General features: G+C 76.6%; 1 protein-coding gene and 1 pseudogene. One reads left to right on the plus strand and one right to left on the minus strand.

Features of this window, described 5'->3' with window-relative positions:
• Positions 1-305: pseudogene (locus V7E45_RS40030) on the minus strand (RNA polymerase subunit sigma-70); the annotation flags it as partial.
• Between the two features lie 158 nt (positions 306-463).
• Here V7E45_RS40030 and V7E45_RS40035 point away from each other — a divergent pair.
• A partial coding sequence (locus V7E45_RS40035; RefSeq protein ID WP_333779209.1) for a cell division protein PerM occupies positions 464-1866 on the plus strand: 1403 nt, incomplete at its 3' end.

A 1866-nucleotide genomic window follows, 5' to 3' on the forward strand; every position in this document is an offset into this window, starting at 1 on the left:
GACCGGTAGCGGGGGCGGAAGCGGTGCCAGGGGGAGAGGGCGCACTCGTAGGCGATCGCGCGCACCCATCCCGCCGGGTCCCGGTCGCGGGCCACCTCGGGCCAGCGCTGCCAGGCGACCTGGAAGGCCCGCTCCACGGACTCCCGGGCCAGCTCGCGGCGCCCGCAGAGCAGGTAGGTCTGCCGTACGAGGGCGGGAGCGCAGAACGCGTACAGCGCGTCGAACGCCTGATCGGCCGTCAGGGCCGCTGGTGAACCACCGTTTTCGGGCGGACGCTCGCCCGGGACCGTAGGACTTTCCGTCACTGGACACCACCCCTTCGTACGAAAAAGTACATAAACATATATTGGGCGACACAGCGGGGGTTCTCCTGTTACGACGGGAAAGCGCGTGTCGTTGGGAGCATGGCGGCGTGACCCTGATGACCGCTCGCCGACCGTCGTTGTCGCCCCTGCTCCACCGGATGCGTGACCGATCGCCCGGCCTGGGCACGAGCCTCCTGGGCGGTGCGGTCGCCGCCGGGCTCGGCCTGGGCTCGCTCGCCGTGCTCGTGCTCGCCCTGTGGATCAGCTCGCCGTACCCCGACAGCGGGCCGGGCGGCGCGCTGCACGTCGCCGCGGCGCTGTGGCTGCTCGCCCACGGGGTCGAGCTGGTCCGCACCGACACGCTCTCCGGCGCTCCGCTGCCCGTGGGGGTGACCCCGCTGCTGCTCCTCGCGCTGCCCGTGTGGCTGCTGCACCGGGCCGCGCGGGACGCGACGGACGTGGCCGCCGAACCCGACGGCCCACCGCCCGTCCCGGCGCGCACCGCGTGGACGGGGGTGGTCCTCGGCTACCTCGGAGTCGGCGGGGCGGCCGCGCTGTACTGCTCGGGCAGCGAACTGCGCCCCGCCTGGGCGTGGGTGATGGTGTGTCTGCCGCTGGTGGTCGCCGGCGCGGCGGCGAGCGGGGTCTGGGCGGCCCACGGCTGCCCGCCCGAGCCGGTGCTCCGCCTGCTGCTGGTACTGCCGGACCGGCTGCGGCTGCTGCTGTTCGGGTCCGACGCCGGACCGCGCCTCGGCGCGGCCGTACGAGCGGCGGGAGCCGGCACCGCCGTGCTGTTCGGGGGCGGGGCGCTGCTGCTCGCCGTGTCCCTGGTGCTGCACGGCCCGGCGGCGCGGACGTCCTTCCTGCAGCTGACGGAGGGCTGGACCGGGCGCTTCGCCGTCCTGCTGCTCGGGGTCGCGCTGATCCCCAACGCGGCGATGTGGGCGGCGTCCTACTCCCTCGGCCCCGGCTTCACCCTCGGCACCGGGCACGTGGTGCACCCGCTCGCCTCCGACCCGGCGCCCCTGCTGCCCCCCTTCCCGCTGCTCGCGGCGGTACCGGACGCGGGCCCCGGCACGCGGCTCAACTGGGCGGCGGGGCTGATGCCGGTGGTGGCCGGGGTGGCGGTCGCCTGGTTCGTGGCGCGGGCCGCCGTGCGGCTCGGGGAGCGGGATGAACAGGGCAGGCGGACGGCCGCCGCCGGGTCGCCCGCGCCCTGGCCGGCGGGGCGCACCGCCGGGGTCCTCGTGCTGTCCGCGCTGGTCTGCGCGGGCTTCGTCGCCCTCCTGTCCGCCCTGTCCGGCGGCCCCCTGGGCACGGCGGCGCTGGCCCGGTTCGGACCGGTCTGGTGGCAGAGCGGAGGAGCGACCGCCCTCTGGATCACGGCGACCGGCCTGCCGGTGGTGCTGACGGTACGAGGGTGGCGGCTGTGGCGCCGCAGGGCGCACGCCAAGGCGTTCCCGGGCCAGGGGACAGGGTCGGGGAGGACGGCCGCGCGGGCCGCGGCGGGTCCCGTGCCGGGCGGGGCGGGCGCGGCGGCGGCACCGAAGCCCCAGCGCCG

Origin of the sequence: Streptomyces sp. IBSBF 3136 (genome assembly GCF_036815105.1) — a bacterium.
Taxonomy (GTDB): Bacteria; Actinomycetota; Actinomycetes; order Streptomycetales; family Streptomycetaceae; genus Streptomyces.